Raw genomic sequence first — 6,151 nt, forward strand, 5'->3', positions numbered from 1 at the left:
GACGAGCACCGGCAAGGGCGGGCACCCGCCCGGACGGCGTAGACGGACGACGGCGAGAACGAGAAGGGACACCGCGGACACATGAGCGCGTCAGGCGGCACCAGGGCGATCGTGGCGGCACTCGGCGCCAACCTCGCGATCGCGGCATCGAAGTTCGTGGCGTTCGCGTTCAGCGGCTCCTCGTCGATGCTCGCCGAGGGCGTCCACTCGCTCGCCGACTCCGGCAACCAGTTCCTGCTGCTCGTCGGCGGCAAGAAGGCCCAGCGCGAGGCGACCCCGCAACACCCCTTCGGCTACGGCCGCGAGCGGTACATCTACGCCTTCCTCGTCTCCATCGTGCTCTTCTCCGTCGGTGGCATGTTCGCCATCTACGAGGGCTACGAGAAGATCAGCCACCCGCACGAGGTCGAGCACTGGTACTGGCCGGTGGGCGTCCTCGTCTTCGCGGTCATCGCCGAGGGCTTCTCCTTCAAGACGGCCATCAAGGAGTCCAACGAACTGCGCGGCAAGCTGTCCTGGTCGCAGTTCATCCGCCGCGCCAAGGCCCCCGAGCTGCCCGTCGTCCTCCTCGAGGACTTCGGCGCGCTCATCGGCCTGGTCCTCGCCCTCGGCGGCGTCGGCCTCGCCGTGCTCACCGGCGACGGCGTCTGGGACGGCATCGGCACCGTCTGCATCGGTGTCCTGCTCGTCATGATCGCCCTCGTCCTGGCCGCCGAGACCAAGTCCCTCCTGCTGGGCGAGGCCGCCGGCGCCGAGGAGGTCAAGAAGATCGAGGCCGCGATCGTCGACGGCGACACCGTCACCGGCATCATCCACATGCGCACGCTCCACCTCGGCCCCGAGGAACTCCTCGTCGCCGCCAAGATCGCCGTCCAGCACGACGACACGGCCACCGAGGTCGCCAAGGCCATCAACGCCGCCGAGGCCCGCATCCGCACCGCGGTCCCCATCGCCCGCGTGATCTACCTGGAACCCGACATCTACAGCGAGGCAGAGGCCGCCAAGGGCCCCGACCCGGAAGCCACCCCCGGCGGCCCGACCCCCCACCCCGCCGACCACTGACCCCCTCGAACGGCGTGATCTGTTCGGAGGCGGACTGGGGACGACCCGCTCCTCCGGTGTAGCTTGGGACGGAGCCAGACGTCGCTGCTGATGGCGGTCGGGCGGTCCCAGACGGGCCGTCCGAGGGAGAGAGGGCCTCCGACGGACTGCGCTGCGCGCACGCGGGCATGCCTGTGTCCTCTTCTCGGGCACCCCTGTGTCCGCCGCCGCGCAGACCAGCCGTACCCACCCTCGACCCAACCCGAGGAGCAGCTCGCAATGACGACTGTCGACAACCGACAGGACTTCAAGGTCGCCGACCTCTCCCTGGCCGACTTCGGCCGCAAGGAGATCACCCTCGCCGAGCACGAGATGCCCGGCCTGATGGCGATCCGCAAGGAGTACGCCGAGACCCAGCCGCTGGCCGGCGCCCGCGTCACCGGCTCCCTGCACATGACCGTGCAGACCGCCGTCCTGATCGAGACCCTGGTCGCCCTGGGCGCGCAGGTCCGCTGGGCGTCCTGCAACATCTTCTCCACCCAGGACCACGCGGCCGCCGCCATCGCCGTCGGCCCGAACGGCACGCCCGACAACCCGCAGGGCATCCCGGTCTTCGCCTGGAAGGGCGAGACCCTGGAGGAGTACTGGTGGTGCACCGAGCAGGCGCTGACCTGGCCGGACAGTCCCACCGGCGGCCCCAACATGATCCTCGACGACGGCGGTGACGCCACCCTCCTCGTCCACAAGGGCGTCGAGTACGAGAAGGACGGCAAGGTCCCCTCGGTCGACACCGCCGAGTCCGACGAGCACCGCGTCATCCTCGAACTCCTGCACCGCACCATCACGGACGGCTCGCAGAAGTGGACCCAGCTGGCGTCCGAGATCCGCGGCGTGACCGAGGAGACCACGACCGGCGTCCACCGCCTGTACGAGATGCAGCGCGACGGCGTCCTCCTGTTCCCGGCGATCAACGTCAACGACGCCGTCACCAAGTCGAAGTTCGACAACAAGTACGGCTGCCGCCACTCCCTGATCGACGGCATCAACCGCGCCACCGACGTCCTGATCGGCGGCAAGACCGCGGTCGTCTGCGGCTACGGCGACGTGGGCAAGGGCTGCGCGGAGTCCCTGCGCGGACAGGGCGCCCGCGTGATCGTCACCGAGATCGACCCGATCTGCGCCCTCCAGGCCGCGATGGACGGCTACCAGGTCACGACCCTCGACGAGGTCATCGACAAGGCCGACATCTTCGTCACCACGACCGGCAACAAGGACATCATCATGGCCTCGGACATGGCCAAGATGAAGCACCAGGCCATCGTCGGCAACATCGGCCACTTCGACAACGAGATCGACATGGCCGGCCTCGCCAAGATCCCCGGCATCGTCAAGGACGAGGTCAAGCCGCAGGTCCACACCTGGAAGTTCCCCGACGGCAAGGTGATCATCGTCCTCTCCGAGGGCCGCCTGCTGAACCTGGGCAACGCCACCGGCCACCCCTCGTTCGTGATGTCCAACTCCTTCGCGGACCAGACCCTGGCCCAGATCGAGCTGTTCACCAAGCCCGACGAGTACCCGGTCGGCGTCTACACGCTGCCCAAGCACCTCGACGAGAAGGTCGCCCGCCTGCACCTGGACTCGCTCGGCGTGAAGCTGACGACGCTGCGCCCCGAGCAGGCCGCGTACATCGGCGTGAAGGTCGAGGGTCCGTACAAGTCGGACCACTACCGCTACTGAGTCCGAGCCCCGCCCACCGGGAAGCGCACCCGTGCTCCGACGCGCTCTCCCGGCGGCAGGTCCTCCGGTCCGCCGAGGCAGGCCCCCGCACCCCCGTGCCGGGGGCCTGCCCCTTTGGCCCGTCGACCGCCCGCGCGGCCGTACCGCAGGTCCGAGCGCCGGACCCACGACCCGTCAAGCCCCAGGACCCCCATGCCCCGCGGCCGCTATTCGCTCCACGATCCGCACGATCACACCCCCCTCGGCGAAGAACACTTCCAGTGCGCCCCCGGCCCCTCCGGCTGGCGTTATGTCTCCCAAGTGACCACCCCCTCCGGCGACCACAGCGGCTCGGTCGATCTCGCCCTCGACGACCTCGGCCGCCCCATCCGCCTGGAACTGCACGCCGGGGGCTGGCAGGTCCGTGGCGCCGCCCTCGACGGCGTCACCTGGGTCCGTACGGACCCCACCGGCACCCATGCCACCGAAGGCAATGTGCGCGCCCACGCCTTCACCGGCACGTCCCCCGCGTTCCTCGTCGCCACCGCGCGTCTCCTGCGTCTCACCCCTTCCGCCGCCGCGACCCGCGTACGCCTCGTGGCCTTCACGGACCCGGTCCTCGCCCCGCGCACCGTGGACCAGTCCTGGGCCCTGCTGAAAAGAGAAACACACGCCACTGACAACGGCCCTCTGACCGTGGACGAGTACCAGGTCACAGCCCTGGACACAGGAGAACAGCACCCTGTGCACCTCGCCGGCGACGTGGTCCTGGCAGCCCCCGGAATCGAGTTGGAGGACCTGCGGTCACCGCCGTCGTCCTTCATCGACCCCGAGGAGCGAGAGTGAGACCGAGCAGCAGGCCCCACGGGCCGGAGCGCGCCTAGGCCGGCGGCACGAACCCGGTGGCCGGCCGCTCGGCCGCCGCACGGGGAGGAGTCACGGGCGCAGCCGGCGGCCGAGTGACAGGTGCGGTGGGCATGGGTGCGGGTGCGGGGGCGGGCGGCGCACCGGGTACCGGAGGCGCGTACGCGCGGGGGACACCGGCGGACGGAGAAGCATGGTCGGCGAAGGCCCGCCGGGCCTCGCGGGCCTGCCGCTCCTGCACCACCGCCGCCAGATAGGCGGCCGGCGGAATGCCCGTGGGCGCCGGAGTGCCCGTCCGCGTCGCGAGATCCCCCGCGAGCTGCGCGGCCATCGCCCACGAGACCTGCGGATCGAGCTGCTGCATCCGCGTCAGGTACTGCCGGACGGCGAGCCACAGCGCGTCCGGAACGGCCGACAGGTCCAGCTCGGCGAAACGTCCCGCCAGCCAGGGCGGAGGCGGCGGAACGAAACGGGTCTGCCCGACGGGCACCCGCTCCCGCACGACCAGGGTCCCCGCGAACACGTCCCCGAGCCGCCGCCCACGTGCCGAGACCAGCGAAGCGATACACGCGACGACCCCGAACGTCATCAGAATCTCGACCACACCGAGCGCGCCCCGCACCAGAGCATGCCGGAACCGGATGGGTCCGCCGTCGTCCCGCACGACCCGCAGTCCGCACGCCATCTTCCCGAGCGAGCGCCCATGGCTCAGCGTCTCCACCGCGATCGGCGCACCGACCAGCACCAGCAGGAAGGCCGCGATCGTCAGGGCGATCTGGGCGGCGTCGTCTAGGGAGGCCGTGGCCGCCGCCAGGCCGATCGAGACACCGATGTACACGGTGAAGGTCACGATCAGGTCGAGCAGCACGGCAAGCGCCCTGCTGGGCAGCCTCGCGGGACGCAGTTCGAGCGCCACCGCCTCGCCCGTCACCAGCTCACTCACGCCCGCCGCCTTCCCCTGGTCTGCCCTGTACAGCGCAAGTCTGCCAAGCTGAGGGCGCATCGCGCCGCAGTACGACAAGCTGACAGCTGCGACATTGCTACGACAGGCAGTCGACGACCAGCCGAGGAGCAGGCAGACCCGATGGACCTCGACGTCTTCGTCTCCGCACACCGAGCCGAGTGGGACCGCCTCGACGCGCTCCTGCGCCGTCAGCGGCGCCTCAACGGAGCCGAGACGGACGAACTCGTCGCGCTCTACCAGCGCACCGCCACCCACCTCTCCCTGATCCAGTCCAGCGCTCCCGATCCGCAGCTCACCGGCCGCCTCAGTCAACTCGTGGCACGCGCGCGCAGCGCCGTGACGGGCACCCGCCGGGCCTCCTGGCGCGACGTCGCCCGCTTCCTCGGACAGGGATTCCCGGCCGCCGTCTACCGCTCCCGCCACTGGTGGGTGCCCACCGCGCTCATATCCACGGCCATCGCGATCGTCCTGGGCTGGTGGATCGGCACACACCCGGACGTGCAGTCGACCATCGCGGCCCCCAGCCAGCTCCGCGAGCTGACCCGCCCCGGCGGCGAGTACGAGACCTACTACTCCAGCCATCCCGCGGCTTCCTTCGCCGCGCAGGTGTGGACCAACAACGCAAGGGCCGCCGCGATGTGCCTGGTCCTGGGTGTCTTCCTCGGTCTCCCGGTCCTCTGGATCCTCTTCGAGAACATGCTGAACCTGGGCGTCGGCTTCGGCCTGATGTCCTCGGCCGGCCGCCTCGACACCTTCCTGGGCCTGGTCCTCCCACACGGGCTGCTGGAACTGACCGCGGTCTACGTGGCCGCCGGAACCGGACTCCGCCTCGGCTGGACCCTCATAGACCCGGGCCCACGCAGCCGCCGTACAGCCCTGGCCGAAGAGGGCCGCGCCGCCGTGGGCATGGCGATCGGCCTGGCTCTCGTCCTGTTCGTCTCCGGCGCCATCGAAGGCTTCGTCACCCCGTCCGGCCTGCCGACCTGGGCGCGCATAGGCATCGGAATAGCCGCTGAGCTGGCCTTCCTGGCCTACGTCTTCGTCATCGGCGGCCGTGCCGCTCGCGCCGGTGAGACAGGTGACCTCGAGGAGACCGAACGCAGCGCGCTCGTGCCGACGGCCGCCTGATGTGCGGAGACCTCCTGTGAGCTGCTACTCTCCTCTTCGCCCCGGAAGACCCGTTGACACGGGTGGGATGGGGAGGTAGATTCAAACAGTTGCCTAGAACTGGACAGGTTCGGGGCCGATCGTTAGAATCGATCTGCTTCACAACGGAGAGTTCTCTCCGAGACATTGAAGCCACTCCGATTTACTCAGAAATGAGTGGCCGGTCAGACCGGCCAAGAACTTCTGATAAAGTCGGACTCGCCGAAAGAGAGCCGGAAGGCAATCGATAAGGCAAAGGCCCTCCAGCGGCCACCGGAAATGAATTCCGACCGGAAACGGAACGGAAAACAGATCTGGTAAGGTTGGAAACACCGAAGGGAAGCCCGGAGGAAAGCCCGAGAGGGTGAGTACAAAGGAAGCGACCGTTCCTTGAGAACTCAACAGCGTGCCAAAAGTCAA

The 6,151-nt window shown here is 69.3% G+C and carries 6 protein-coding genes; 4 read left to right on the forward strand and 2 right to left on the reverse strand.

Annotated features, from left to right (window positions below):
* The first annotated feature begins 81 nt into the window (after window positions 1-81).
* The 3 genes from ACFY6U_RS42535 to ACFY6U_RS42545 all read left to right on the forward strand — a co-directional run bounded on the left by ACFY6U_RS42535 (window position 82) and on the right by ACFY6U_RS42545 (window position 3,603).
* Window positions 82-1,062: a cation diffusion facilitator family transporter gene (locus ACFY6U_RS42535; RefSeq protein WP_390047112.1), complete on the forward strand. Its 981-nt coding sequence runs from the start codon at window positions 82-84 to the stop codon at window positions 1,060-1,062.
* Window positions 1,063-1,320: 258 nt separating this feature from the next.
* On the forward strand, window positions 1,321-2,778 hold the full coding sequence (gene ahcY / locus ACFY6U_RS42540; protein WP_390047114.1) for an adenosylhomocysteinase: 1,458 nt from the start codon (window positions 1,321-1,323) through the stop codon (window positions 2,776-2,778).
* A 192-nt stretch (window positions 2,779-2,970) separates the two neighbouring features.
* On the forward strand, window positions 2,971-3,603 hold the full coding sequence (locus tag ACFY6U_RS42545; RefSeq protein WP_390047116.1) for a hypothetical protein: 633 nt from the start codon (window positions 2,971-2,973) through the stop codon (window positions 3,601-3,603).
* Window positions 3,604-3,637: 34 nt separating this feature from the next.
* On the opposite strand, the gene ACFY6U_RS42550 is transcribed toward ACFY6U_RS42545, so the two are convergent.
* Entirely contained in the window at window positions 3,638-4,564 is a 927-nt protein-coding gene (locus tag ACFY6U_RS42550; protein ID WP_390047118.1) for an RDD family protein, read from the reverse strand.
* Window positions 4,565-4,705: 141 nt separating this feature from the next.
* On the opposite strand from ACFY6U_RS42550, the gene ACFY6U_RS42555 reads away from it, so the two are divergent.
* Window positions 4,706-5,713: a stage II sporulation protein M gene (locus ACFY6U_RS42555; RefSeq protein WP_390047120.1), complete on the forward strand. Its 1,008-nt coding sequence runs from the start codon at window positions 4,706-4,708 to the stop codon at window positions 5,711-5,713.
* A gap of 138 nt (window positions 5,714-5,851) precedes the next feature.
* On the opposite strand, the gene ACFY6U_RS42560 is transcribed toward ACFY6U_RS42555, so the two are convergent.
* Window positions 5,852-6,151, reverse strand: a 300-nt coding sequence (locus ACFY6U_RS42560; RefSeq protein WP_390047122.1) for a hypothetical protein, incomplete at its 5' end; no start/stop codon positions are given.

The organism is Streptomyces sp. NPDC013157 (assembly GCF_042899865.1).
GTDB lineage: Bacteria > Actinomycetota > Actinomycetes > Streptomycetales > Streptomycetaceae > Streptomyces.